The sequence below is a fragment of the Streptomyces sp. NBC_01520 genome (assembly GCF_045040375.1).
In the GTDB taxonomy this organism is placed as follows: domain Bacteria; phylum Actinomycetota; class Actinomycetes; order Streptomycetales; family Streptomycetaceae; genus Streptomyces.
This window is the reverse complement of the sequence record NZ_CP109404.1, coordinates 5,340,117-5,364,348: the sequence shown is the minus strand read 5'-3', so window position 1 is coordinate 5,364,348 and position 24,232 is coordinate 5,340,117. Positions and strand designations below refer to the sequence as shown.

At 69.8% G+C, this 24,232-nt stretch carries 22 protein-coding genes, 1 pseudogene and 1 riboswitch; of the genes and pseudogenes, 9 read left to right on the top strand and 14 right to left on the bottom strand.

Annotated elements, in window-relative coordinates; translation table 11 throughout:
• Positions 1-50: 50 nt before the first annotated feature.
• The 4 genes from OG524_RS24560 to OG524_RS24545 all read right to left on the bottom strand — a co-directional run bounded on the left by OG524_RS24560 (position 51) and on the right by OG524_RS24545 (position 4,896).
• A complete protein-coding gene (locus OG524_RS24560; protein WP_405388699.1) occupies positions 51-1,577 on the bottom strand; it encodes a glycoside hydrolase family 3 protein in 1,527 nt (508 codons plus the stop codon).
• 8 nt (positions 1,578-1,585) lie between these two features.
• Positions 1,586-2,458 (bottom strand): carbohydrate ABC transporter permease, encoded by an 873-nt coding sequence (locus OG524_RS24555; RefSeq protein WP_405388700.1) that lies wholly within the window; start codon positions 2,456-2,458, stop codon positions 1,586-1,588.
• The gene (locus OG524_RS24550) at positions 2,455-3,471 is read right to left on the bottom strand and encodes a carbohydrate ABC transporter permease (RefSeq protein ID WP_405388701.1); all 1,017 of its coding nucleotides are present in this window, start codon (positions 3,469-3,471) and stop codon (positions 2,455-2,457) included. The genes OG524_RS24555 and OG524_RS24550 overlap by 4 nt, the downstream gene beginning before the upstream one ends.
• A gap of 126 nt (positions 3,472-3,597) precedes the next feature.
• The gene (locus OG524_RS24545; protein ID WP_405388702.1) at positions 3,598-4,896 is read right to left on the bottom strand and encodes a sugar ABC transporter substrate-binding protein; all 1,299 of its coding nucleotides are present in this window, start codon (positions 4,894-4,896) and stop codon (positions 3,598-3,600) included.
• Between the two features lie 286 nt (positions 4,897-5,182).
• Here OG524_RS24545 and OG524_RS24540 point away from each other — a divergent pair, with 286 nt between their 5' ends.
• From OG524_RS24540 to OG524_RS24515, 6 genes are all read left to right on the top strand, one after another.
• Positions 5,183-5,965, top strand: coding sequence for a GntR family transcriptional regulator (locus OG524_RS24540; RefSeq protein WP_405393108.1), 783 nt, complete (start codon positions 5,183-5,185; stop codon positions 5,963-5,965).
• Between the two features lie 168 nt (positions 5,966-6,133).
• Positions 6,134-6,388: a DUF3311 domain-containing protein gene (locus OG524_RS24535; RefSeq protein ID WP_405388703.1), complete on the top strand. Its 255-nt coding sequence runs from the start codon at positions 6,134-6,136 to the stop codon at positions 6,386-6,388.
• Positions 6,385-8,019 (top strand): monocarboxylate uptake permease MctP, encoded by a 1,635-nt coding sequence (gene mctP / locus OG524_RS24530; RefSeq protein WP_405811676.1) that lies wholly within the window; start codon positions 6,385-6,387, stop codon positions 8,017-8,019. The genes OG524_RS24535 and mctP overlap by 4 nt, the downstream gene beginning before the upstream one ends.
• A 126-nt stretch (positions 8,020-8,145) precedes the next feature.
• On the top strand, positions 8,146-8,646 hold the full coding sequence (locus OG524_RS24525) for a GNAT family N-acetyltransferase (RefSeq protein WP_405388705.1): 501 nt from the start codon (positions 8,146-8,148) through the stop codon (positions 8,644-8,646).
• 39 nt (positions 8,647-8,685) lie between these two features.
• Positions 8,686-8,823: riboswitch (cobalamin riboswitch) on the top strand.
• A gap of 135 nt (positions 8,824-8,958) precedes the next feature.
• Positions 8,959-11,355, top strand: a complete 2,397-nt coding sequence (locus OG524_RS24520; RefSeq protein WP_405811675.1) for a ribonucleoside-diphosphate reductase subunit alpha — start codon at positions 8,959-8,961, stop codon at positions 11,353-11,355.
• The gene (locus tag OG524_RS24515; protein WP_405811674.1) at positions 11,355-12,371 is read left to right on the top strand and encodes a ribonucleotide-diphosphate reductase subunit beta; all 1,017 of its coding nucleotides are present in this window, start codon (positions 11,355-11,357) and stop codon (positions 12,369-12,371) included. The genes OG524_RS24520 and OG524_RS24515 overlap by 1 nt, the downstream gene beginning before the upstream one ends.
• A 74-nt stretch (positions 12,372-12,445) precedes the next feature.
• Here OG524_RS24515 and OG524_RS24510 read toward each other — a convergent pair whose 3' ends face one another.
• The gene (locus OG524_RS24510) at positions 12,446-12,580 is read right to left on the bottom strand and encodes a hypothetical protein (protein WP_405388708.1); all 135 of its coding nucleotides are present in this window, start codon (positions 12,578-12,580) and stop codon (positions 12,446-12,448) included.
• Positions 12,581-12,661: 81 nt separating this feature from the next.
• On the opposite strand from OG524_RS24510, the pseudogene OG524_RS24505 reads away from it, so the two are divergent.
• Positions 12,662-13,599: pseudogene (locus tag OG524_RS24505) on the top strand (GlxA family transcriptional regulator).
• 96 nt (positions 13,600-13,695) lie between these two features.
• Here OG524_RS24505 and OG524_RS24500 read toward each other — a convergent pair.
• The 9 genes from OG524_RS24500 to OG524_RS24460 all read right to left on the bottom strand — a co-directional run bounded on the left by OG524_RS24500 (position 13,696) and on the right by OG524_RS24460 (position 21,964).
• Positions 13,696-14,433, bottom strand: coding sequence for a D-Ala-D-Ala carboxypeptidase family metallohydrolase (locus OG524_RS24500; protein WP_405388709.1), 738 nt, complete (start codon positions 14,431-14,433; stop codon positions 13,696-13,698).
• A gap of 173 nt (positions 14,434-14,606) precedes the next feature.
• Positions 14,607-15,245: a peptide deformylase gene (gene def, locus OG524_RS24495; protein WP_405388710.1), complete on the bottom strand. Its 639-nt coding sequence runs from the start codon at positions 15,243-15,245 to the stop codon at positions 14,607-14,609.
• Positions 15,246-15,326: 81 nt separating this feature from the next.
• Complete coding sequence (locus OG524_RS24490; protein WP_405388711.1) at positions 15,327-16,319, bottom strand: tetratricopeptide repeat protein; 993 nt, start codon at positions 16,317-16,319, stop codon at positions 15,327-15,329.
• 90 nt (positions 16,320-16,409) lie between these two features.
• Positions 16,410-17,666 carry an HD-GYP domain-containing protein gene (locus tag OG524_RS24485; protein WP_405388712.1) on the bottom strand — a complete coding sequence of 419 codons (1,257 nt, stop codon included), beginning with the start codon at positions 17,664-17,666 and terminating at the stop codon, positions 16,410-16,412.
• Positions 17,663-19,057 (bottom strand): HD-GYP domain-containing protein, encoded by a 1,395-nt coding sequence (locus tag OG524_RS24480; RefSeq protein WP_405811673.1) that lies wholly within the window; start codon positions 19,055-19,057, stop codon positions 17,663-17,665. Before OG524_RS24480 ends, OG524_RS24485 begins: the two co-directional genes overlap by 4 nt.
• Before the next feature lie 143 nt (positions 19,058-19,200).
• Positions 19,201-19,521: a mycothiol system anti-sigma-R factor gene (gene rsrA, locus OG524_RS24475; RefSeq protein WP_384496747.1), complete on the bottom strand. Its 321-nt coding sequence runs from the start codon at positions 19,519-19,521 to the stop codon at positions 19,201-19,203.
• Positions 19,518-20,174 (bottom strand): sigma-70 family RNA polymerase sigma factor, encoded by a 657-nt coding sequence (locus OG524_RS24470; RefSeq protein ID WP_329215066.1) that lies wholly within the window; start codon positions 20,172-20,174, stop codon positions 19,518-19,520. Before OG524_RS24470 ends, rsrA begins: the two co-directional genes overlap by 4 nt.
• Before the next feature lie 299 nt (positions 20,175-20,473).
• Positions 20,474-21,139, bottom strand: coding sequence for an alpha/beta family hydrolase (locus OG524_RS24465; RefSeq protein ID WP_405388714.1), 666 nt, complete (start codon positions 21,137-21,139; stop codon positions 20,474-20,476).
• Between the two features lie 9 nt (positions 21,140-21,148).
• Entirely contained in the window at positions 21,149-21,964 is an 816-nt protein-coding gene (locus tag OG524_RS24460) for an SOS response-associated peptidase (protein ID WP_405388715.1), read from the bottom strand.
• A 74-nt stretch (positions 21,965-22,038) separates the two neighbouring features.
• Between OG524_RS24460 and OG524_RS24455 the strand changes: the two genes are divergently transcribed.
• Both OG524_RS24455 and aroA read left to right on the top strand, forming a co-directional pair.
• The gene (locus OG524_RS24455; protein ID WP_405388716.1) at positions 22,039-22,752 is read left to right on the top strand and encodes a M50 family metallopeptidase; all 714 of its coding nucleotides are present in this window, start codon (positions 22,039-22,041) and stop codon (positions 22,750-22,752) included.
• Positions 22,753-22,846: 94 nt separating this feature from the next.
• Positions 22,847-24,229 carry a 3-phosphoshikimate 1-carboxyvinyltransferase gene (aroA, locus tag OG524_RS24450; protein ID WP_405388717.1) on the top strand — a complete coding sequence of 461 codons (1,383 nt, stop codon included), beginning with the start codon at positions 22,847-22,849 and terminating at the stop codon, positions 24,227-24,229.
• The last annotated feature ends 3 nt before the right edge of the window (positions 24,230-24,232 follow it).

The following is a 24,232-nucleotide window of genomic DNA, read 5'->3' as shown; positions in this document are numbered from 1 at the left end:
GTTCACCCGCCGTCGGGCCCTTCGTACGAGGGCTGCCCGACGCCCCGGGCTCACGTGTCCCGTGCCCCCGTGATCGCCTCCGCCGCCGCGACGCCGCACACCCGTGCGGCACCGTGCGTGGCGATGTGCGGCGCTCCCCGGGGCGGGGCCTCGGGCAGCCCCATCTCGACCACGATCGTGTCGGGGCGCGCCGCCACCAGCGCGTCCAGCGCCGCGCTCATCCACGCGTGCCGGTGCTCGTCACGGACGACCGCGACGATGCGCCGCTCCCCCGCCGCCTTCAGCACCTCGGCCGCGGGGTTCTCACTCCCGCTGCCGTACGTGTCCGTGCGGGTGCCGGGCAGCACCCGTGCGAGCTCGGCGGCGACGCCCCACGGGGTCTCGTCGCCGACCGCGATGTTCGCGACCGGGGTGAACGCGGCGACGTACGCAGGCGCGCTCAGCGGTTCGGCGCCGCCCGTGACAGTCACGGCGCGACGGGCCGCCACGAGCCCGATGCCGGCTCCGGCGCCGGGCGCGGTCCCCTCCTGCGTGTCCGCACCCGGCTCCGAGGCAGCCCCCCTGGCCCGCAGCGTCCAGGACGCGAGGGCCCGTACACGTGCGGCCGCGTCGGCCAGCCGCTCCTCGGACAGTTCGCCGGTCCGTACCGCCGCCACCAGCGCGTCGCGCAGCCGCAGCACGGTGTCCTCGTCCGCCAGCCCGCCGCCGACGCAGATGGCGTCGGCGCCCGCGGCTATGGCGAGGACCGATCCGCGCTCGATACCGTACGTGCCCGCGATGGCGTCCATCTCCATGCCGTCGGTGACGATCAGCCCCTCGTAGCCCAGCTCCTGGCGCAGCAGACCGGTGAGGATCTGCGGGCTCAGGGTCGCGGGCCGCGTCGGGTCGAGCGCGGGAAGCAGGATATGTGCACTCATCACGGATTGGGAACCCGCGGCGATGGCTGCGCGGAAGGGCACGAGCTCACGGGCGTGCAGGGTGTCGAGGTCCACGTCGATGCGCGGCAGCGCGTGGTGCGAGTCGACCTCGGTGTCGCCGTGTCCGGGGAAGTGCTTGGTGCAGGCGGCGACACCGGCGGACTGGAGGCCCTCGACGTAGGCCGCGGTGTGCCGGGCGACGAGAGCGGTGTCGGCGCCGAAGGACCGTACGCCGATGACCGGATTGCCGGGGTTGGAGTTGACGTCCGCGGACGGCGCCCAGTTGAGGTTGACGCCGCACTCGGCGAGCCGGCGGCCGAGCTCCCGGGCGACCGCCCTGGTGAGGTCCACGTCGTCGACGGAGCCGAGGGCGAAGTTCCCGGGGAACGACGACCCGTGCCGGACCTCCAGCCGGGTGACGTCGCCGCCCTCTTCGTCGATCGCGACGAGTACGTCGTCGCGCTCGGCCCGCAGTCGGGCCGTGAGTGCCGCCAGTTGCGCCGGCGATTCGATGTTGCGGCCGAACAGCCCGACGGAGGCCAGGCCCTCACCGAGTCTGCGGAGCAGCCAGTCGGGGGCGGTCGTGCCGGTGAACCCGGGCTGGAGGACGGCGAGCGCGTCGCGCGTGACGGTGTCCGTGGTGGATACGAGGGTGGTCATGGCGCGGGTCATCCCTTCACTGCGCCGGAGGTCAGACCCGTGGCCATCTTCCCCTGGATGATCATGAAGAAGATGACGACCGGGATGGAGATGAGCGTGGAGGCGGCCATCAGGGCGCCGTAGTCCGTACCCCGCTCGGTGGTGAACGTCATCAGCCAGACATTGAGCGTGTACTTCGAGTTGTCGTTGATCAGGATGTACGCGAACAGGTACTCGTTCCACGCGTTGACCAGCGCGAAGATGGACGCGGCGGCGAGCCCGGGGGCGAGCAGCGGGAAGATGACCCGGCGGAAGGCCCCCATGCGGGTACAGCCGTCCACCATCGCGGACTCCTCGAGCTCCACCGGGATGTTGATCACGAACCCGCGGATCATGATGGTCGCGAAGGGCAGCGTGGACACCAGGTAGACGACGATGAGTCCCCAGTACTCGTCGATGCCGCCCAGGGCGTTGAGCTGGAGGTAGATCGGGATCAGCATCGCGGTCGGCGGCAGCATCTGGACCAGGATCATGATCATCATCAGTGCCTTCCGCCCGAAGAAGCGGAAGCGTCCGATGGCGAGCGCGGCGAGCGTCGCGATGATCATGCCGCCGACCACCGCGGTGACCGAGACGATGAGGCTCGACTGGATCGCCGTGGCGAAGTTGTCCTGCTTCACCGCGCGCGCGAAGTTGTCGAACGTGAGGGAGGACGGCCACAGGGTCTGGTCGTACGACCGGATCTCGTGGTTGGGGCGCAGCGAGCTGACGATCAGCCAGTAGACCGGGAAGGCCATGACCCCGGCCGTGATCAGCGCGAGGATGTTGTAGCCGAGGCGGTTTCTCCTGCGGTCGGGCCTCAGGACCTGGGCCGGCGCGTTCGTGGGCGTGGAGGCGCTCATTCGACCTCTCCCGTCTTGATCAGCTGGCGCAGGTAGTACACGGCGACACCGGAGAGCATCAGGACGGTGATCAGAGCGATCGCGCTGCCCTGGCTGAAGGAGGTGGACTCGAACGCCTTGGAGAAGGAGTAGAGGCCGAGGGTCTCGTAGTCGGGCTCGGGCTTGTTGCCACGCAGCAGCCAGATCTGACCGAAGACGTTGAAGTCCCAGATGACCGAGAGTGTGGCGACCATCGTGAAGACGGGCTTGATGACCGGCCAGGTCACGAAGCGGTAGACGCCGAACGCGGAGGCACCGTCGAGGGAGGCCGCTTCCTCCAGTTCCTTGGGGACCTGGGTGAGGGCGGCGTACATCGTGATCACGACGAACGGGACGGCGCCCCAGACGACCAGGAGCGTGATGATGCCGAAGCCCTGCCAGGGGTCGAGGAACCAGTTGTGGCCGAGCCACCTGTCCTCGTTCCCGGTGAGGTCGGCGAGCAGGGTATTGATCAGGCCGTAGTCGGAGTCGGAGAGCCAGCGGAAGACCGACGCGGCGACCATGAGCGGCATCGACCAGGCGGCGATCAGCGCCACGGTGAGGACGAGCCGCACCCAGGTGGACAGCCTCAGCATCATCAGGGCGATCAGCAGGCCGATGCCCATGGTGAGCACGACGCAGATGGTCATGAAGACGACGGTCCGGCCGACGACCGACCAGAACTCCGCGTCGCCGAGGATGTTGGTGAACTGCTCGAAGCCGACCCATGGGGTCTCGCCGTTGCCCCAGAGCGCCGCCCGCCCCAGGTCCTGGAAGGACATGATCACGGTCTTGATCAGTGGGTAGACGTAGACGGCGGCGATCGCCAGGATCGCGGGCAGGATCAGGAAGTAGGGGAGGAGTTCACCCTTCTTCCGGCGCTTCTTCGGGCGTGGCCCGGCGGCGTCCTGCTTGGAGGGCGAGGTCCCGATCTTCTCCGGGACACGCGGTACGGGGACCGGTGGACCGGCGGCCTGGGTGTCGGCAGCAGTCACGTGACTGACCTTCCATCGGGATTCCGGGGATCTGCACCCGGGAATCACGGCGTTCTCAACCTAAGAAAAAGGGGGCGGGGACCCGGTGTACGCCGGGCCCCCGCCTGGAGAGCCGAAGGCTCAGGACTACTTGTTGATGAGCTCGTTGATCTTCTCGTCGGCCTTCTTGGCGGCGTCGGCCACCGAGGCACCCTTGAGGATCTCGAGGAGCATGTTCTCCAGGACCTCCTCCTTCTCGATGGAGGTCCAGCCCGGCGCGATCGGCGTGAACCAGGCGTCCGGAACCGCGTTGGCGACAGCGGCGGTCTCGGGCTTGGACTTCAGCGGCTCGAGCTGCTTCTCGTTGTTCGGGAGGATGTTCTTGGCGGTGAGCACCTCCTGCGACTTCTCGCTGGTGAAGAGCGAGATCCACTCCTCACCCAGGTCGGTGACCTTGGACTTCGCGGTCACCGCGAGGTCCGAGCCGCCGATGAAGGAGGGGAGGGCCTTGCCGTTCGGGCCGGGCATGCCGGCCGTGCCGATCTTGCCCTCGAGCTTCGGGTTGCCGTTGTTGGCACCGTCGACGACCGAGCCGGACTCCCAGCCGTTGCCGTAGATCAGGGCCGTCTTCTCGTTGGCCATGACGTTGGCGTGGTCCTGCTCGTCCTTCGTCTGGTCGGCCTTGTTGTACTTCTTGACCAGGTTGACGAAGTGCTCGATGCCCTTCTGGGACTCGGCGGAGGAGAGGTTGCCCTTCCACTCCTTCGCGCCCTCGTCGTACTCGGCGATGGAGCCGCCGTAGCCCGCGACGTAGGACATGGCCGCGTACCAGTAACGCCCCGGCAGGTAGAGGGACGAGAAGCGCTTGTCCTTCTTGTTGTACTCGGCCGAGACCTTGTCGAGTGCGGTGAGCAGCTCGTCCTCGGTCTCCGGCAGGACGTCGCTGCCGGTGCCCTTCTTGAGCATGTCCTTGTTGTAGATCGCGACACGGGCGCCCGCGTAGTAAGGCACGCAGAACTGCTTGCCCTCGAAAGTACAGGTGTCCTTCAGACCCTTGATCCAGGTGTCCGAGTTGTCGTACTTCTTGGGGTCGATCTCGGCGAGGGCGCCGTTCAGGATGTACTGCATCGTCTCGGTGTTGCCGAGCTCGACGACGTCCGGGAACTTGTCACCACCGAGCGCGGTGTCGAGCTTCTTGGCCTTGTCCGCCCACTGCTGGTACTGGACGTTGACCTTGACCTTCGGGTACTTCTTCTTGAACTGCGCGTTGACGTCCTTGACCAGTTCCGGCCAGGTGCTCTGCGCGTCGACCATGAGCCAGACCGTCAGGCTCTCCGTACGGTCCTTCGGGGCCTTCGAAGCGTTGTCTCCACTGTCCCCACCACACGCCGCGATACCGGTCATCATCGCTGCGACGCCTACTGCCGCTATGAGCTTGCGCTTCATGCCACACCCTCCTCAGGGATACCAGCAACCCCCCGCCCACCGCGGAAATGTACGACCAGTACTGCCTGTGGGTCTGGGACCTGGTCTTTAATGGTTTAGACCAGTACCGGGAGCTTGGCCTAGACCTTTAGGGGTGTCAAGGGTGTATAAGAAGTGCACTCGCGTCCGTTATAGGACCGACATCTAAGAGAGGGCGACGACCCGTGACCGGACCGTGCCACCATGTGAGCCGCGACAGACGGAGGAGCCGGTGACGGCAGCAACGCAGCAGTCGGGAAGGCGGGCCATGGGTACCGACGGGGCCAGCAGTACGGGCGAGACCGGTACGGGTACGGGTGCGAGTGCGGGTACGCGCACGGCACGCGTCCCCAAGTACTACCGGCTCAAGCGCCATCTCCTCGACATGACCGACACCTTGCCACCCGGCACCCCGGTGCCGCCCGAGCGGACCCTGGCCGCCGAGTTCGACACCTCGCGCACCACCGTGCGCCAGGCCCTCCAGGAGCTGGTCGTCGAGGGCCGGCTGGAGCGCATCCAGGGCAAGGGCACCTTCGTCGCCAAGCCGAAGGTCTCCCAGGCCCTGCAGCTCACCTCCTACACCGAGGACATGCGCGCCCAGGGGCTGGAGCCGACATCTCAACTGCTGGACATCGGTTACGTCACAGCGGACGACACGCTCGCCGGACTGCTGGACATCACGGCGGGCGGCCGGGTGCTGCGGATCGAGCGGCTCCGGCTCGCCAGCGGTGAGCCCATGGCCATCGAGACCACGCACCTGTCGGCCAAGCGCTTTCCCGCGCTGCGTCGTTCGCTCGTGAAGTACACCTCGCTCTACACCGCGCTGGCCGAGGTCTACGACGTCCGCCTCGCGGAGGCCGAGGAGACCATCGAGACCTCGCTGGCCACCCCGCGCGAGGCCGGACTGCTCGGTACGGACGTGGGCCTGCCGATGCTCATGCTGTCCCGGCACTCGATCGACGGACACGGCGAGCCGGTGGAATGGGTGCGCTCGGTGTACCGGGGCGACCGGTACAAGTTCGTGGCCCGCCTGAAACGGCCGACCGACTGACCGCCACTTTCGGCTGATCCCCCTGCAATTGCAGGGGGATCAGCCATTTCGGGCGACGCCGGACCGTTGCAGGACCGCAATGCGGACGGGGGGTGACGGTGCCCGGCACTCTCGCCTAGATTTCCTGCGCATTACAACAGGTGATCAGCGAGGGGACGGAGTCGCCACATGTCAGAAGATACCGAAGCGAAACCACCGACAGTGACACCGGCAAGGGTGGTCATCGCGCTCTGTCTGATCGCACCGTTCGTGGCGATGCTCTGGGTGAGCTCGTACGCAAAGGTTGAACCGACCTTTGTCGGCATCCCGTTCTTCTACTGGTACCAAATGCTCTGGGTGCTCATCTCGACCGCACTCACCATGATCGCGTACATGCTGTGGCAGCGTGACCAGCGCGCCCGCAAGGGGGGTGCGTCAGCATGAAGGACGGCGTGAACGGCGTGGCACTCGCCGTATTCATCTTCTTCTTCGTGGCCGTCACGGTCATCGGATTCATGGCCGCGCGCTGGCGCAAGGCCGAGAACGAGGCCAGCCTCGACGAATGGGGGCTGGGCGGACGGTCGTTCGGTACCTGGGTCACCTGGTTCCTGCTCGGCGGCGACCTCTACACGGCGTACACCTTCGTCGCGGTCCCCGCGGCGATCTACGCGGCGGGCGCGGCCGGTTTCTTCGCCGTCCCGTACACGATCCTCGTCTACCCGCTGATCTTCACCTTCCTGCCACGGCTCTGGTCCGTCTCGCACAAGCACGGGTACGTCACCACCTCGGACTTCGTCCGAGGCCGCTTCGGCTCGAAGGGTCTCTCGCTGGCGGTCGCTCTCACGGGCATCCTGGCCACGATGCCGTACATCGCTCTCCAGCTCGTCGGCATCCAGGCCGTACTGGACGTCATGGGCGTCGGCGGCGGCGAGACCACGCACTGGTTCGTCAAGGACCTGCCGCTGCTGATCGCGTTCGCCGTACTCGCCGCGTACACGTACTCGTCGGGGCTGCGCGCACCCGCGCTGATCGCGTTCGTCAAGGACGGCCTGATCTATCTGGTCATCGCGGTGGCGATCATCTACATCCCGATCAAACTGGGCGGATTCGACGACATCTTCACCAAGGCGGGCGAGGCCTTCGCACAGACGAACGAGGCAACGGGCAAACCACGCGGGGCGCTCGTCCCCGGTGACATGGGCCATTGGGGATATGCCACGCTGGCCCTGGGATCGGCGCTGGCGCTCTTCATGTATCCGCACTCGATCACTGCGACGCTCTCCAGCCGCAGCCGTGAGGTGATCCGGCGCAACACCACGATCCTGCCGCTGTATTCACTGATGCTGGGTCTGCTGGCGCTGCTCGGATTCATGGCGATCGCCGCCGGGGTGAAGGTGGACAACGGACAGTTGGCCATTCCGCAGCTGTTCGAAGACATGTTCCCCGACTGGTTCGCCGGTGTGGCGTTCGCCGCCATCGGAATCGGCGCTCTGGTACCTGCGGCGATTATGTCGATCGCGGCGGCAAACCTCTTCACCCGAAATATCTACAAGGACTTCATCAAACCCGACGCCACCCCCGCGCAGGAGACCAAGGTCTCCAAGCTGGTCTCCCTCCTGGTCAAGGTCGGGGCGCTCGCCTTCGTCCTGACCATGGACAAGACGGTGGCGATCAACTTCCAGCTGCTCGGCGGGATCTGGATCCTCCAGACGATGCCGGCCCTGGTCGGCGGCCTGTTCACCCGGTGGTTCCACCGCTGGGCCCTGATCGCGGGCTGGGCGGTCGGCATGCTGTACGGCACGGTGGCCGCGTACGGTGTCGCGAGCCCCACCCAGAAGCACTTCGGCGGCTCCTCGAAGGAGATCCCCGGTATCGGGGAGATCGGCTACATCGGTCTCACCGCGTTCGTGCTGAACGTCGTCGTGGTGATCGTGCTGACCTTCGTCCTCAACGCGCTGAAGGCCCCGGCGGGCATCGACGAGACGTCCCCGTCCGACTACACGGCGGACGTGGGCGACCCCGGCGTCCAGGAGAAGCTCCCGCCGGCCACGGTGGGCGCCCCGGGCGGTCACTGACCCCCTCGGAGTGACGTGTTCCGTCCCGGTGGGGTCCACCCCGCCGGGACGGAACCATGAGCGGGGCACCCCACCCAGGAAATTGGGGTGTGCGCGGGGCCTGCCGCCCGGGGCAGACTGACGGCCATGGATGTCTCGATCAGACGGGTGCGCACCGAGGAGCACGAGGCCCTGGGCGAGATGACCGCCCAGGCGTATCTCGGCGACGGACTGCTGGACCTCGGCGCCGACGACCCTTATCTGGAACAGCTGCGCGCCGTCGGGCGACGGGCCGCGGAGGCTCTGGTGCTGGCCGCGGTGGACGCCGACGGCGGGCTGCTGGGCGGTGTCACCTACGTCGCGCCCGGCAGCCCCTGGGCGGACATCGCCGGCCCGGACGAAGCGGAGTTCCGGATGCTGGCCGTCGCCGCGAAGGCGCGTGGGCGCGGTGCGGGCGAGGCGCTCGTACGGGCCTGCGTCGACCGGGCACGCGCCACCGAAGGACTCTCCGGGATCGTCCTGTCGACCCAGTCGTCCATGGAGGCAGCCCACCGGATCTACCGCCGCCTCGGCTTCGTACGGACCCCGGAGCGGGACTGGAGCCCTGTCCCGGGCTTCACCCTCCTGACGTTCCGCCTGGCCTTCTGACCCGCCGCGACACTACATGTGGGGGCTGCCGCAATCGGCGGCCCCCACATGTATGCTCGTGCTCGCTGTCGCCGCAGGGGAATCCGGTGCGAATCCGGAACTGTCCCGCAACGGTGTGATCCGTGTGCATCTGTGCACCCGGAAGTCCGAAGACCTGCCGACAGCGTGTCCGGCTCGACCGAGCCGGATGCCATACGTCCGGGCCTCGCGGAGGGCCGGTGGACGCCGTGCACCGTGCTGCCCCCAACGGGGCACCGCCCTGCCCGGCATCACCGCTCCCGCCGGCCCCGAGCCGAGCGAGGGATAGCCCCAGTGACCATCGCGCCAGCCGATCCGGTTTCAGCGGTCGACTCAGCCGAGTCCACGCCCGACGGGCCCGGGACCGCACTGCTGCGGACCCTGACCGATCTCACCGTCGATCTGCCCGACACCGACCCCGGGCGGGTCGCCGCCGCCGCGCTGCGCGGCCGTAACGCGCGGTCCGACGAGGCGGAGCTGCGCTCGCTGGCCACCGAGGCCGCCGCGGGGCTGATCTCCGAGGACCCCGCCTACTCCCGGCTCGCCGCCCGGCTCCTCACCCGCTCGATCGCGGACGAGGCGGTCGGCCAGGGCGCGGTGTCCTTCTCCGCCTCGGTCGCCACCGGTCACCACGAGGGCCTGATCGCCGACCGCACGGCCGAGTTCGTCACGCTGCACGCGGCGGCCCTCGACGCGCTGGTCGAGCAGGCTCTCGCCGACCGTGCCGACGACCGCTTCGGCTACTTCGGCCTGCGGACGCTGTACAGCCGCTATCTGCTGCGCCACCCGCTCACCCGCCAGGTCATCGAGACCCCGCAGCACTTCATGCTGCGGGTCGCCGCCGGGCTCGCCGAGGACACCTCCGCGCACGCCCTGGACGAAGTGGCCGCGCTGTACGGCCTGATGAGCCGGCTCGACTACCTCCCCTCCTCCCCCACGCTCTTCAACTCCGGCACCCGCCACCCGCAGATGTCCTCCTGCTATCTGCTGGACTCGCCGCTGGACGAGCTCGACTCGATCTACGACCGTTACCACCAGGTGGCGCGCCTCTCCAAACACGCGGGCGGCATCGGCCTCTCGTACTCCCGCATCCGCGCACGCGGTTCACTGATCCGCGGCACCAACGGGCACTCCAACGGCATCGTGCCGTTCCTGAAGACGCTCGACGCCTCGGTCGCCGCGGTCAACCAGGGTGGCCGCCGCAAGGGCGCCGCCGCCGTCTACCTGGAGACCTGGCACGCGGACATCGAGGAGTTCCTGGAGCTGCGCGACAACACCGGTGAGGACCAGCGGCGTACGCACAACCTCAACCTGGCGCACTGGATCCCGGACGAGTTCATGCGCCGGGTCGACGCGGACGGCGCCTGGTCGCTGTTCTCCCCGGCCGACGTGCCGGAACTGGTCGACCTGTGGGGCGACGACTTCGACACCGCCTACCGGGCGGCCGAGGCCAAGGGGCTGGCCCGCAAGACCATGCAGGCCCGTGAGCTGTACGGCCGGATGATGCGGACCCTCGCCCAGACCGGGCAGGGCTGGATGACGTTCAAGGACGCCTCCAACCGGACCGCGAACCAGACCGCCGAGCCGGGCCGCGTCGTGCACTCCTCGAACCTGTGCACCGAGATCCTGGAAGTCACCGACGACGGCGAGACGGCCGTCTGCAACCTCGGTTCCGTCAACCTCGGCGCGTTCGTCGCCGGCGGGGAGATGGACTGGGAGCGGCTGGACGCCACCGTCCGCACCGCCGTGACCTTCCTCGACCGCGTGGTCGACATCAACTTCTACCCGACCGAGCAGGCCGGCCGGTCCAACGCCCGCTGGCGCCCGGTGGGCCTCGGCGCGATGGGTCTGCAGGACGTCTTCTTCCAGCTGCGGCTGCCCTTCGACTCGCCGGAGGCCCGCGCACTGTCCACGAAGATCTCCGAGCGGATCATGCTCGCCGCGTACGAGGCCTCCTGCGACCTCGCGGAGAAGTCCGGCCCGCTGCCCGCCTGGTCCGAGACCCGCGCCGCCCGCGGTGTGCTGCACCCCGACCACTACGACACCGAGGTCGTCTGGCCTGAGCGCTGGGACGCGCTGCGCGCCCGCGTCGCGAGGACCGGGATGCGCAACTCCCTGCTGCTCGCCATCGCGCCGACGGCGACGATCGCCTCGATCGCCGGTGTGTACGAGTGCATCGAGCCGCAGGTCTCCAACCTCTTCAAGCGCGAGACCCTCAGCGGTGAGTTCCTCCAGGTCAACGCGTATCTGGTGGACGAGCTGAAGCAACTCGGCGTGTGGGACGCGCGCACCCGTGAGGCGCTCCGCGAGGCCAGCGGCTCCGTGCAGGGCTTCGCCTGGATCCCCGAGGACGTGCGGGCGCTGTACCGCACGGCGTGGGAGATCCCCCAGCGCGGTCTGATCGACATGGCGGCGGCCCGTACGCCGTTCCTCGACCAGAGCCAGTCGCTGAACCTGTTCCTGGAGACGCCGACGATCGGGAAGCTCTCCTCGATGTACGCGTACGCCTGGAAGCAGGGGCTGAAGACGACGTACTACCTGCGCTCGCGTCCGGCGACCCGGGTCGCCCGTGCGGCGTCCGGGACGGCCGCTGCCGCCGCACCCATTCCCGTACAGCAGGTTTCGGCGCCCGACGCGGACGCCCTCGCCTGCTCGCTCGAAAACCCCGAGTCCTGCGAGGCCTGCCAGTAATGAGTTCCGACACCACCAAGAACCTGCTCGACCCGGGCTTCGAGCTGACCCTGCGCCCCATGCGCTACCCGGACTTCTACGAGCGCTACCGGGACGCGATCAAGAACACCTGGACGGTGGAGGAGGTCGACCTCCACTCCGACGTCGCCGATCTCGCCAAGCTCTCCCCCGGTGAGCAGCACATGATCGGCCGGCTCGTGGCCTTCTTCGCCACGGGTGACTCGATCGTCTCCAACAACCTGGTGCTGACGCTCTACAAGCACGTCAACTCCCCGGAGGCGCGGCTGTACCTGTCGCGGCAGCTGTTCGAGGAGGCCGTGCACGTCCAGTTCTATCTGACGCTGCTCGACACGTATCTCCCCGACCCGGAGGACCGCGCGGCGGCCTTCGACGCGGTGGAGGAGATTCCCTCGATCCGCGAGAAGGCGCAGTTCTGCTTCCGGTGGATGGACTCCGTCGAGAAGATCGACCGGCTGGAGACGAAGACCGACCGCCGCCGCTTCCTGCTGAACCTGATCTGCTTCGCGGCGTGCATCGAGGGGCTGTTCTTCTACGGCGCGTTCGCGTACGTCTACTGGTTCCGCTCGCGCGGTCTGCTGCACGGTCTGGCCACGGGCACCAACTGGGTGTTCCGTGACGAGACGATGCACATGAACTTCGCCTTCGAGGTCGTGGACACCGTCCGTAAGGAGGAGCCCGAACTCTTCGACGACGCCCTCCAGCAGCAGGTCACCGACATGCTGAAGGAGGCCGTCGACGCGGAGCTGCAGTTCGGCCGTGACCTGTGCGGCGAGGGCCTGCCCGGCATGAACACCGAGTCGATGCGCCAGTACCTGGAGTGTGTCGCCGACCAGCGGCTCACCCGGCTCGGCTTCCCGCCGCTCTACGGATCCGAGAACCCCTTCTCGTTCATGGAACTGCAGGGGGTCCAGGAGCTGACGAACTTCTTCGAGCGCCGGCCGTCCGCCTATCAGGTGGCGGTGGAGGGCTCGGTCGGCTTCGACGACGACTTCTAGGCCCTCGCCCGACTTCCGGCGAACGGGCGCCGCGTGGCCACGACGGGCTGCGCGGCGCCTGCCGTTTCCGGGGGCTAAGGGAGCCCGTTCCGTTCCGCCTCGCGCACCTGGCGGTCGGTCCGGCGCTCACGTCCGTGGCCGACGGGTGAGGGCAGCAGGACCAGGGCGAAAAGCGCTGCTATGACCAGGTGGCTCAGGAATGTGTTCATGACTCCGCTGTCGTCCGCGCGGGCGGATTCCGGCAGTGGCAGGACTGTCGCACAGCATCGAATTACTGCCACACCGGCGTCATGCCGAAGAATGTCGCCGTTCCGCTGCTCGACGAGATGCACCCCTTCGAACTCGGCGTGCTGTGCGAGGTGTTCGGGCTCGACCGGTCCGACGACGGTCTCCCGTCCACGACTTCGCCGTCGTCTCCGCGGAGGGCCCGGTCCTGAAGACCCATACCGGGTTCTCCACCGGCACGCCCCACGGGTTCGGCCGGCTGGAGGAGGCGGACCTCGTCGCCGTCCCGGCGGGGCCACTTCATGGAGCGGGACCATCCGGAGGAGGTCCTGGAGGCGCTGCGCCTGGCCGTGGCACGCGGCGCGCGGGTGCTGAGCGTCCGCTCGGCGCGTACGGCCTCGGCGCGGCCGGACTCCTGGACGGCCGCCGCACCACCCGCTGGCGGCACGCGGGCGAGCCGGCCCGGCGCTTCCGAAGGCCGTCGTGGAGCCCGACGTGCTCTACGTGGACGAGGGGGCGGTCATCACCTCGGCGGGCACGGCGGCGGGGATCGACGCCTGCCTGCACCTGGTCCGCCAGGCACACGGCCCCGCCGTCGCGAACGCCATCGCCCGGCGCATGGTCGCGCCGCCGCACCGGGACGGCGGCCGGGCGCAGAACCCAAGCGCCCGCTCCCCCGCACCCGCTGCGACACGTCGGGGAGACGCTCGCGTGGATGGAGCGCCACCCCGACGAGGAGATGACCGTGGAGCGGCCGGCCGCCCAGTCCCACATGTCGCCCCGCACCTTCGCGCGCCGCTTCCAGCAGGAGACGGGCACCACGCCGTACCGCCGGCTGCTGCGACAGCGCGTGCTGCTGGCACAGCACCTGCTGGAGAGCTCGGACGAGACCATGGACATGATCGCGGGGCGGACCGGCTTCGGGAACGCGGCGGCACTGCTTCATCGGTTCGTCCGCTCGCTGGGCACCACCCCGAACGCCTACCGCCGCACCTTCCGGTGACCGGCCGCCCCGACCGAGGCGGCCTGACAGGAAGCGGCCCCGCCGAAGTGATCAGGTGATCACCCCGGCGGGGCCGGATCCGCTACGGGCGTGCGGTCAGATGCCGCACTGCGAGGCCGACCAGAAGTGGCTCGGTCCCTGGTTCACGTGGATGTGGTCGCTGTGCCCGGCGTAGCCCGGGCCGAGGATCCCGTTGAACCCGTGGTAGCGGGCCTGCTTGGCGATGGTGCACAGGGAATGCGGTCCGGAGCCGAGGTCGACCGCGTCACCGTACAGATGGCGGCTGTTCGACGCCCCGCCCACCGCGGAGTTGCACGAGTAGGACCGGAAGCCGCTGGTGACGCGGATGGACTGGTCACCGAGCGCGTGCCGGAGTGCCTCCAGCTTCCACATGGAGCTCAGGGCGTTGGCCTTGGCCGTGCCCGCGGCGACCGCACCACCGGCCCAGGTGCTGTTGCACTGGTTCAGCTCGGGGTACGTGAAGTGGATCGGGGTGCAGTCGTCGTCCTGGAGCGCGTAGAGCTTGGACTGAGTGGCCGGGCCCGCGATGCCGTCCGCCGCGAGGCCGTAGGCCGCCTGGAAGCGCTTGACCGCGGCGGTGGTGGCGGGGCCGTACGAGCCGTCGATGGCGAGCACGGAGTTGTAGCCCGGGTAGCCGGCGACCCGGATCTGGAGCTGGGTGACGTCATTGCCCGTGGCACCGGGCGAAAGGGTACGGCTCCATGTGTAGCAGCCGTCTGCCTGCGCGGTACCCGCGGTGACCAGGGCTCCACCCAGAGCGAAAGCCATGGTCATGACAAGGCCGAGCAGCAGGTGTGCGGAACGTCTGAGCATGGGATCTCCCAATCACGGTGAGCTGTCGAAGTGAGCCTGTCGGACGAGTCGACGCGCGTCAACTACATCCTGGGTAACGCCCGTTGGCATCTTGCTGCCACCCCTGCAACAGCTCCGGCAACGGGGAAGGGCCCCGCTCCGGCATTCCGGAGCGGGGCCCTTCCTGGGACGGATCAGGCGTTCGGGACGATCTCGTAGCGCGGCGTGCCCTCCGCCATCTGCTTCAGCGCGTCCTTGCGGTCCCGCTTCGAGAGCCGGTCGATGTACAGGTAGCCGTACAGGTGGTCCGTCTCGTGCTGGAGGCAGCGCGCGAAGTAGCCGTTGCCCCGCACCTTCACCGCGTTGCCCCGGGCGTCCTGGCCGCGCACCACCGCGTAGTCGGGGCGGGCGAGTGCCGCGTATGCCGTGGGGACGGAGAGGCAGCCCTCGTTGGAGTCGTCGAGGTGACGCTGCTCCGGTGCCAGCTCCTCCAGCACCGGGTTGCAGATCGCGCCCACGTGCCGCACCCCGTCGTCGTCCATGCAGTCGTAGACGAAGACCTTGAGGTCCACACCGATCTGGTTGGCGGCCAGGCCCACGCCCTCCGCCGTCCGCTGGCTTGCGAACATGTCGTCGATCAGCTGCCCGAGGTCGGCGCCGAAATCCGTGACGTCCTTGCACTCCTTGTGCAGGACCGGGTTGCCCACGACCGTGATCGGGCGGGAGGTGCCGCGCTCGCGGTACGCCGCCTCGCGCGCCTCACAGTCCTCGGTGTCCACGAGGAACCCCTCGTCGTCCACGCCGACCTGCTCGTCCGTCTCCTGCTGCGACATGTCCGCCGTACGCCTTCCTGCAAACCTGAAACCCGTGAGAACCGCACCGGAATCGATGCCCGTACAGCCTACGGGCACCTGTCAGCAGACTTCTTCCAGATCCCGCCACTCGCGGCTGTCCGGACTGTCCGCGACCCAGCCGTCCAGCAGTCCTCGCACCAGCCCTGCGGGCGCCGCTATACCGCACTCACGCTCCGGAACCCACAGGGCACCCGCGGTGCGGTGGCCCAGCGGCCCCGGATGTCCCGGCTCGCTGTGATCATGCGGGTCCAGATGCTCCCCGTCACCCTCGTCGCTCTCCATCCGGCTCTCCGAACAGGCCCGGCAGAGCAGCCGTACGGAGGACGACCAGTCCTCGGCGGCGAACCCGGCATCGGACGCGAGCCGCTCCAGCGCGTCCCGGTCGTCCTCGGTGGCGGCCTCCAGGAGCACCACCCAGGTGGGTACGGGAGAGGGCGCCCACAGCTCGATCTCGTCGAAGACCGGGTAGGACGGCCCGGCCGCCGTGATCCGCTCGCCGTTCGGCACCCCGTCGTGCAGGACGACCTCGCCCCAGCGCCGGCCGGAGGACGGCAGCGGGATCGACAGCACTTCCAGCCGTGCCGGATCGAGCCTGCGGCCCCAGACGACCTCGGCCTCGCCCTCGGGCGACAGCCGCACCGCCGCGCTGCCGAGCTCCATGCCCGTCGGCTCGCTGTTGGACGCGGCGTTGTGCTGGCCGCTGCCCGGCACCTTCAGCCCGTACGCCTGCCAGGCCCGGCGCGCCAGCGGCCAGTCCTGCAGCGCGGTGGCCGCGATCCCGACGTTCCACCAGTCCGGCGCCCCGGACTCCCGGTCGAGCAGGGCGACCGCCCGTAGACCCGCGGCCCTCGCCTGCTCCCAGTCGTGCCGGAACTTGTGCAGCAGCGCCAGATTGAACCAGGACTCGGAGAGCCAGGGCTCCAGGTCCGCCGCACGTGTCAGCAGCGCCCCCGCGTCCTCGTACCGGCCGTCGCCGATCAGCGTGAACGCGCGGTCCGTGGCCTGCCGCCAAGAGGCGGACGGCCGATGCCGTACCTTCCCGAAGATCCTCACGATTCCCGCCTGTCCCGACTGGACACCCTCGTTTTCCGCTCTCTTCGCATCCAACCATGCCCGGCCGGACGCCCGCTCATTACCCATGGGTTACCCAGGCCGGACCGAGGTAAGACCGCCACGCGCCAGAACTCTGGCCAGCGCTTCCACGACCTGCGGCTGGTAGTCGCGTCCGGTGCCGAGCCTGAGCTGCTCCAGCGCCCCCAGAGGCCCCCCGGCGCCCTCCCCGCGCAGGTCGTCGTACGCGTTGACCGCACGGACGATCCTGGCGGCGGTCGGCTGGTCCCGGTACGGATCGGCCTGCTGTTCCACCACCACGGCCACCGCGGTGTCCACCCCGGTCTGCCGGACCACCGCACCGCCGAGCAGCGCGATCCGCCGCTGCTCGGCGGGCGGGAGGCGGGCGGTCGCGCCGTCGGGCACCGGGTCCACGAGCGAGAGCTGGCCGATGTCGTGCATCAGCGCCGCGTACTCCAGGACGGACAGCTCGGGACCGGCGAGCCCCAGCTCCCGCCCCACGGCGGTGGAAAGCTCGGCCACCCTGCGGGCGTGCCCGTGCGGGGTGTATCCGGCGATCTCCGTGGACCGGGCCAGCGAGGCGATGGTCTGCCGGTAGGTCGTGCGGACGGCGGCGTAGCGGCGGAAGGACACCTGGGTGAGCAGCAGCGGTACGCACAGCAGGGGCAGCGCCCACAGTCCGGCCACGGCGACCCCGAGCGCCATCACCGCGCCGGTCGCGCAGACGGCCGAGCCGATGCCGCTGAGTGCCCGGAGCTCGTCGCGGAGCAGCGGACCGAACGGGCGGGGGGTCCCCGCCGTGAGGGCGGCGAGTACCGCGTCGCACAGGGCGGTGAGGGCCAGCAGCAGGATCAGGAAGAGGGCGAAGTACAGCCCCTCTCCGAACCAGCGCACCGACCGTCCCGAGTTGGAGAGCGGCTGGAAGCACACGGCGGCGAAGCCCACGGCCAGTACGCGGCGGGCCACCCGGTCGGGCCCGGGGCCGTTGCCGCGCGCCGTGTGCGGCACGGAGGCGAGCAGCTGGGCCGCCACGACGACGGTGACCACCTGGAAGACCCCGTGCGAGGTGGGCTCCCCGCCGCTGCGTCCGAGCAGTGCGTACGCCAGGGCGCCGGCCGCCCCGAGGGGCGCGGGCTCGCGCTCGCCGGGCAGGGAACCCCAGCGGGCCAGCTCACCGACGGTGACGAGGACCCCGAAGGCGAGGGCGTGGCCGGGCTCGACGACGCCGTTCCACAGGGTGTGCCCGAGCGCGACGACGGCGAGGAGCAGTGCGGCGCCGCGCACCGCGAGCACGGAGGGGGGCGACGCGGGACGGCACAGCGGGGTCACCGGGGCCGCCGTCCCGGCCGGTCCGTCGTTCCGGCCGGCGCGGGCGGCTGATCCCCGGAGCGCGGGCGCGGCAGTCCGGCCGGCCGCTCGTCGGAGGTGACCGTGTTGGCCTGGGCGGACCAGCCGTGCCGGTCCAGGGCGCGGGCCAGCGCCCGTACCATCTGCGGATCGAACTGGCTGCCTGCGCAGCGTTCCAGTTCCTCCACCGCCGCCGGTACCGGCCGGCCCCGCCGGTAGGAGCGGGTCGAGGTCATCGCGTCGAAGGCGTCCGCGACGGCCACGACCCGGGCGAATTCCGGGATCTGGTCCCCGGCGAGTCCGTAGGGGTATCCGCTGCCGTCGAGCCGCTCGTGGTGGTGCAGGATCGCGGCACGGGCCTCGTCGAGGAAGCCGATGCCCCGGACGATCTCGTGCCCGTACTCCGGATGCAGCTCGATGACCCGGCGTTCCTCGGGGGTGAGCGGTCCGTCCTTGCGCAGGACCCGCGTGGGGACACCGAGCTTGCCGACGTCGTGCAGGATGCCGGCGAACCGGAGCGCTTCCATGCGCTCCCCCTCCATGCCGATCTCACGGGCGATCAGCTCGGAGGCACGGCCCACCCGCTCGCTGTGCCCCCGGGTGTATCCGTCCTTGATGTCGACGGCCTGGACGAGTGCCCTGATGGTGGCTCGGTGCGCGGCGTGCTCGCGGTGGTACTGGGCGAACACCCAGCAGGAGATGTACATCGGGAGCACGACGACCAGCGCGGACACCGGCCCGTACGAGCTGCGCCAGAGGATCGCCATCATCAGCCCGGCGAGCGCGTGCACCAGGTGCGGTCCCACGGAACGCGCCAGCAGCCCCCGCCAGGCGTGCCGGACGGCGACACGCTCGGCCGTGGCGAGGATGCCGCCGTCCAGGGCAGCCAGGACGGCACTGAAGACGAGCGCCGTGGCGCAGGCGGGGAGCAGGGCGTACGGGAGATCGGGGAAGGCCCCGCCGTCGGTACCGCCGAGGGTCGCCGGACCCCCCAGGGACGCGTAAGTCCAGGAGGCCGCGCCCACGGTCAGGGCGAGCTGCGCCGCCCGCCAGACACGACGGGCCGTCGCGGGCGGCTGCTCGACCCGGCCGGCCAGCGAGCCGGGGACCGACACCAGGACGGCGGCGGCCGGCGGCAGCAGGAAGGCCGCGGCCAGCAGGAGCGGGAAGAACGATCCGGCACTGACCGGTACGGAGCCGCCGAAGAAGGGGCAGCGGCCCGGCAGTTCACAGGCCAGGTACAGCGCGGCGAGGAGCCCGAGCGTGCCCCAGGGCGTGGTGGCCCCGGGAAACAGTGCGGAGCGGGCGCAGACGACGGCGCAGACCACCGCGCACAGGATGTAGGCACGCGCCGCCCCCGGTGTGGTCCTCACCCGTACCGCCCGCCCCCAGCCTGGTCAATGAGGGCGCCAGGCTAGCGAGTTGGGGGTGGGGAAGTGCCCGGACGGGCCGGATTAGCACATTCGGGTGACACGACCAGGGGTGCGGCTGCCGACGAAGAGGTGAACGGCGGCCGTCACTCGGCGGTGGCGGCCGGCCGGTCCACGCCGCCCAGGGCGACGTCCTGCTCAGGAACGGCCTGCCCCGAACGGATCAGATCGATCCGTCCCATCACCTTGGAGCGCAGATCGGTCGGGACGTCGTCCTGGCCGCAGCAGCGCTTCACCAGCTTCTTCACGGCCTGCTCCAGGCCGTATTTCTCCAGGCACGGGGAGCACTCCTCGAAATGCACCTCGAACTTGGTGCAGTCGCCCTCGGGCATCTCATGGTCGAGAAACTCGTAGAGATGATCGAGAACCTCTGAGCAATCCGTCTCGTGCGGCTCTCCGCAGCTCATGAGGTCGAGCCTTTCCTGTCGTCCGACTCACCGGCTCCGGCCGGGACGAGCCCGCGCTCGCGCGCGTAGTCCTCGAGCATGCCGCGCAGCTGGCGGCGTCCCCGGTGCAGGCGGGACATCACCGTACCGATGGGTGTCCCCATGATGTCCGCGATCTCCTTGTAGGCAAAGCCCTCCACGTCGGCGAGATACACGGCGATGCGGAACTCTTCGGGGATCGACTGCAGTGCGGACTTCACGTCGGAGTCCGGCAGGTGGTCGAGGGCCTGGGACTCCGCCGAGCGCAGACCCGTGGACATGTGCGACTCGGCACGTGCCAGCTGCCAGTCCTCGATCTCCTCGGCGGCACTCCGCTGAGGTTCGCGCTGCTTCTTGCGGTACGAGTTGATGAAGGTGTTCGTGAGGATGCGGTACATCCACGCCTTGAGGTTGGTGCCCTCACGGAACTGGTGGAAGGAGCCGTACGCCTTGGCATACGTCTCCTGGACCAGGTCCTCGGCATCGGCGGGGTTGCGCGTCATGCGCAGTGCCGCCGAGTACATCTGGTCGAGAAATCCGAGGGCGTCCCGCTCGAAGCGCGCGTTGCGCTCGGCAGTCGTCTCCTCGGCACGGCCGTCGTCGGTCCCTGTGTCGGTCCCAGTGACCGGACCCACCTCCTCCAACGATGTGGCGGAGCCGAAACCGGACCCGCTCGCATCGGAGAATAGTCGACCTTGCTTCTTCGCGGGCTGCCGATCCGGTCCGCTCAGGGCACGCTCGGGAGCGGTCTTGCCCGCGTGCAGCACCGTCCACTCCAGGTCAGTGGTGTTCGAGCGCTGCGGGCAGATGGTCGAACCCATGCGACGGACTCCCTCTCCACGTACGACGTTGTTGTACCGACGTCCCGAACAACAGCCGCCCCGCACGCCGCATTCCCGGGGCCGCCGCGGGGTCCCTGGACACGTGGGGCACATCACCTCCACGCGAGCCGGTCCAGCCATTCGGCCACCGCCGCGGTGAGCAGATCCATCGCCTGATCCCGGGTCAGCGGCGCCCTCTTCGGTACGGCGAAGCCGTGGTCGCCGTGCGGCACCTCGACGATCTCGTGCCCGCCCGCGGGGAACTCCTCCGGGCGCCCGAACGGGTCACGCCCGCCCTGCACCACGAGGGTGGGCACGCCCGCACCGAGCAGTTCGTCCTCGCGCGACTTCTCCGGCCTGCCCGGCGGGTGCAGCGGGAAGCTCAGCGCCAGGACCGCGCGGGCGCCCAGGCCGGCCGCCGTGCGGCAGGCCACCCGGGCCCCCGCGCTGCGCCCCCCGGCCACCACGGGCAGGCCGGGGGCGGCCAGGGAGGGCCACAGTCCGCGCCATCCGGTGTCCAGGGTCTTGGGCGCCGGTGCGAGCTTCTTCCCCGCCACCCGCCACGGCTGCTCCACCAGGGCGACGGTCACCCGGTGTCCGGGCAGCGCCGCGGCGAGGGCCTGGAGGTCCGGGGCCTCGATGCCGCCGCCGGCCCCGTGGCTGACGGCGAGCACCAGCCGGGCGTCCTTCGCGGGATGCCAGGTGATCCTGGCCGCTCCGGCGTCCGTCTCGACGGTCTCGGTCCTCTGCGCTGTTCCTGTGCGGCTCACGGAATCCATCCTGCCGGGTCAGAACAGGGTGCTCACCTCAGGCGCGGCGAGCTCCTCCAGCAGTTCCGGGCCGTTGTTGCGGACGTTGCTGACGGCGGTGGGCACCGGGTAGGCGCGCATCAGCCCGCCGGGCGGCGGGTCCAGCAGCGCCTTCAGCTCCCCGATGTCGGTGCGCGCCGGGTCGAGCCAGTCGTCCCAGCGGTCCGGGGTCAGCATCAGGGGCATCCGGGGATGGATGTCGGCGAGGGCCGCCGGGCCCTCGGCGGGGGCGACGGCGAGCGGGGACGTCTCCGCCTCGGTGGTGATCACGGAGCAGGTCACCCACCAGGCCTGCGGGTGGTCGTCGGGCAGGGTCCGGTCGCGCCAGAACTCGTACAGCCCGGCCATCGCGAAGACCGAACCGTCGGCGGGCGTCACGAAGTACGGCTGCTTGCGGGGCCGCTTCTTCTTGCCCTTCTCCTCCAGCTGCCGCTCGTCGGCCCCGGTGACCCACTCGTAGTAGCCGTCGGCGGGCAGGATGCAGCGCCGGGAGACGAAGGGGCGGCGGAAGGAGGGCTTCTCGTGCACCGTCTCGGCACGGGCGTTGATCATGCGGGCGCCACCTTCGGGCGACTTCGACCAGGACGGTACGAGGCCCCATTTCAGGGCACGCAACTGGCGAACCGGACGCTGGTCGTCCGCGTCCTTAACAGGACGCTCCAGAACCGCGTAGACCTCCTTGGTCGGCGCCACGTTCCAGTCGGGCTCCAGGGTCTCGGTGGGTTCCCACTTCTGCACCCCGAAGAGCCCGGTCAGATCCTCCGGCCGCCGACTCGCCGCATACCGTCCGCACATAGGTGCCAGACTGCCACGACCCTCACGCCGAGTGGACACCAATCCCTCAAGTACCTCAAGGAGCCGCCCGCACCATGGACAGCACCGATCTGGGCGATCTGTGGGATCGCGTCTTCGGGACCCAGCCCGCCCCCGAGCAGTGGCTGGTGGTCGTGACGGCCACCGTGGCGCTGATCGCCGTCGTGCCGAACTTCATATGGCGGCTCTCCCGCAACGCGATCACCATCGCGCACGAGGGCGGCCACGGACTGGTCGCCCTGCTCACCGGCCGGCAGCTGTCCGGTATCCGGCTGCACTCGGACACCAGTGGCCTGACCGTCAGCCGCGGCAAGCCGACCGGCGTCGGCATGATCCTCACGGCGGCGGCCGGCTACACGGCGCCTCCCCTGCTCGGCCTCGGCGGCGCCTGGCTGCTGACCAACGGCCGGATCACACTCCTGCTGTGGCTGGCGACGGCGCTGCTCGCCGTGATGCTGGTGATGATCCGCAATCTGTACGGAGCCCTGACGGTCATCCTCACGGGCACGGCCTTCCTGCTGATCTCCTGGCTGACCTCGGCCCAGGTGCAGTCGGCGTTCGCCTACACGGTGGTGTGGTTCCTGCTGTCGGGCGGGGTCCGTCCGGCGTTCGAGCTGCAGTCCAAGCGGCGGTTCGGCGGGGCGCCCGACTCGGACGCCGACCAGCTCGCCCGGCTGACCCAGGCGCCTGCCGCGGTCTGGCTGTTCCTCTTCCATTCGGTGTCGCTCTGCGCACTGATCGGCGGCGGACGCTGGCTGCTCGGACTGTGACGGCCCACAGCCCCCTACCACCCTTGTATTACGCCCGGGTTTCTGCCTATTTGTTCAGGATCCGGGATTGCGCTGAGCCACTAAAGTGAGGGGCATGACCGAAAGCTCCGTGCACCCCGCCCTCTGGCCCGCTCCCCGTGCGACCGGAGCCGTCGACGCGACCGTCACCGTGCCCGGATCGAAGTCCGTCACCAACCGCGCCCTCGTCCTGGCCTCCCTGTCCTCCGAGCCGGGCTGGCTGCGCCGCCCGCTGCGCTCCCGGGACACCCTGCTGATGGCCCAGGCGCTGCGTGCGATGGGCGTCGGGATCGAGGAGGGCGTCGGTCCGGACGGCTCGGGCGAGGCCTGGCGGGTCATCCCGGCCGGTCTGCACGGCCCGGCGACGGTCGATGTCGGCAACGCGGGAACGGTCATGCGCTTCCTGCCGCCCGTGGCCTGTCTCTCCGACGGGCCCGTCCACTTCGACGGGGACCCCCGCTCCTACGAGCGCCCCCTGAACGGTGTGATCGACGCGCTCCGGGCCCTCGGCGCCAGGATCGACGACGACGGACGCGGCTCACTGCCCCTGACGGTGCACGGGGCCGGCGCGCTGGACGGCGGCGCGGTGGCGATCGACGCCTCCTCGTCCTCCCAGTTCGTCTCCGCGCTGCTGCTGTCCGCGCCCCGCTTCAACCAGGGTGTGGAGGTACGCCACACCGGTTCGGCCCTCCCCTCCATGCCGCACATCCGGATGACCGTCGACATGCTGCGCGCGGTCGGCGCCCAGGTCGACGAACCGGAGACGGGCGGCGAGCCCAACGTCTGGCGGGTGTCACCCTCCGCCCTGCTCGGCCGTGACCTGACCGTCGAGCCCGACCTCTCCAACGCCCAGCCCTTCCTGGCTGCCGCTCTGGTCACCGGGGGCCGGGTCACCGTCCCCGACTGGCCGCTGCGGACCACCCAGCCGGGTGACGCGCTGCGCGAGATCTTCACCGCAATGGGTGGCACCTGCGAGCTGACCGAGCGGGGTCTCACCTTCCGGGGCTCGGGCAGTATCCACGGCATCGACGTCGACCTGGGCGAGGTCGGTGAGCTCACCCCGGGCATCGCGGCCCTCGCCGCCCTCGCCGACTCCCCGTCGACGCTGAGCGGCGTCGCGCATCTGCGGCTGCACGAGACGGACCGGCTGGCCGCGCTCACCAGGGAGATCAACGCCCTCGGCGGTGACGTGACCGAGACGGCCGACGGGCTGCGGATCAACCCGCGTCCGCTGCACGGCGGCACCTTCCACACGTACGACGACCACCGGATGGCGACGGCGGGCGCGATCATCGGCCTCGCCGTGGCCGGGGTGGAGATCGAGAACGTCGGGACGACCGCCAAGACCCTCCCGGACTTCCCGGAGATGTGGACGGGCATGCTCGGTGCCTCCCCGGAGACGGCCGGGGTCGCGCCCGGAGCGCTCGGGGCCTCCTCCCCGGGAAGGCACGGGGCCTGAGGA

Bases quoted from the DNA above. Each gene is read 5' to 3' on its own strand.
- OG524_RS24560 (WP_405388699.1), bottom strand. From the start codon at position 1,577: ATGACCACCCTCGTATCCACCACGGACACCGTCACGCGCGACGCGCTC.
- OG524_RS24555 (WP_405388700.1), bottom strand. From the start codon at position 2,458: ATGAGCGCCTCCACGCCCACGAACGCGCCGGCCCAGGTCCTGAGGCCC.
- OG524_RS24545 (WP_405388702.1), bottom strand. From the start codon at position 4,896: ATGAAGCGCAAGCTCATAGCGGCAGTAGGCGTCGCAGCGATGATGACC.
- OG524_RS24540 (WP_405393108.1), top strand. From the start codon at position 5,183: ATGGGTACCGACGGGGCCAGCAGTACGGGCGAGACCGGTACGGGTACG.
- OG524_RS24535 (WP_405388703.1), top strand. From the start codon at position 6,134: ATGTCAGAAGATACCGAAGCGAAACCACCGACAGTGACACCGGCAAGG.
- mctP (WP_405811676.1), top strand. From the start codon at position 6,385: ATGAAGGACGGCGTGAACGGCGTGGCACTCGCCGTATTCATCTTCTTC.
- OG524_RS24525 (WP_405388705.1), top strand. From the start codon at position 8,146: ATGGATGTCTCGATCAGACGGGTGCGCACCGAGGAGCACGAGGCCCTG.
- OG524_RS24515 (WP_405811674.1), top strand. From the start codon at position 11,355: ATGAGTTCCGACACCACCAAGAACCTGCTCGACCCGGGCTTCGAGCTG.
- OG524_RS24510 (WP_405388708.1), bottom strand. From the start codon at position 12,580: ATGAACACATTCCTGAGCCACCTGGTCATAGCAGCGCTTTTCGCCCTG.
- OG524_RS24500 (WP_405388709.1), bottom strand. From the start codon at position 14,433: ATGCTCAGACGTTCCGCACACCTGCTGCTCGGCCTTGTCATGACCATG.
- def (WP_405388710.1), bottom strand. From the start codon at position 15,245: ATGTCGCAGCAGGAGACGGACGAGCAGGTCGGCGTGGACGACGAGGGG.
- rsrA (WP_384496747.1), bottom strand. From the start codon at position 19,521: ATGAGCTGCGGAGAGCCGCACGAGACGGATTGCTCAGAGGTTCTCGAT.
- OG524_RS24465 (WP_405388714.1), bottom strand. From the start codon at position 21,139: ATGGATTCCGTGAGCCGCACAGGAACAGCGCAGAGGACCGAGACCGTC.
- OG524_RS24460 (WP_405388715.1), bottom strand. From the start codon at position 21,964: ATGTGCGGACGGTATGCGGCGAGTCGGCGGCCGGAGGATCTGACCGGG.
- OG524_RS24455 (WP_405388716.1), top strand. From the start codon at position 22,039: ATGGACAGCACCGATCTGGGCGATCTGTGGGATCGCGTCTTCGGGACC.
- aroA (WP_405388717.1), top strand. From the start codon at position 22,847: ATGACCGAAAGCTCCGTGCACCCCGCCCTCTGGCCCGCTCCCCGTGCG.